Below are 717 nucleotides of genomic sequence, written 5' to 3'. Positions count from 1 at the left end.
GAACACGCTGGTGCTCGACGAGGCCGACCGCATGCTCGACATGGGCTTCTTCGACGACATCGTCGCGGTGGCCAAGCGCTGCCCGAAGCAGCGCCAGACGCTGCTGTTCTCGGCCACCTACCCGGACGGCATCGCCAAGCTGAGCCAGCAGTTCCTGCGCGAGCCGCGCGAGGTGAAGCTCGGCGAGCAGCACGCGGCCGCGAAGATMCGCCAGCGCTTCTACGAAGTGCGCGACGACGAGCGGCTGCATGCCGTCGGCCTGCTGCTGAACCACTTCCGCCCGGCCAGCACGATCGCGTTCTGCAACACCAAGCAGCAGTGCCGCGACCTGGTCGAGGTGCTGCAGGCGCAGGGCGTGCAGGCGCTCGCGCTGCACGGCGACCTGGAGCAGCGCGACCGCGACCAGGTGCTGGTGCAGTTCGCCAACCGCAGCTGCCYGGTGCTGGTGGCCACCGACGTGGCGGCACGCGGCCTCGACATCGCGCAGCTGGAGGCGGTGATCAATGTCGACATCACGCCCGACCCCGAGGTGCACACGCACCGCATCGGCCGCACCGGCCGCGGCGATGAAGAGGGCTGGGCCTTCAGCCTGGCGAGCATGGACGAGATGGGCCGCGTCGGCCAGATCGAGCAGGTGCAGGGGCGCGAGTCGCAATGGCACAAGCTCGCCGAGCTGACGCCGAGCGGCGGCGGGCCGCTGACCGCGGCGATGCGCAC

General features: G+C 70.5%; 1 protein-coding gene. It reads left to right on the top strand.

The window, feature by feature from the left end; genetic code table 11:
* Positions 1-717, top strand: a 717-nt coding sequence (locus AC1D15_RS35655; protein WP_477829808.1) for a helicase-related protein, incomplete at both ends; no start/stop codon positions are given.

It is taken from the genome of Rhizobacter sp. P2_H2, assembly GCF_056403375.1.
Note: the sequence above shows the minus strand (reverse complement) of the source record. Positions and strands in the feature narration are given on the sequence as shown.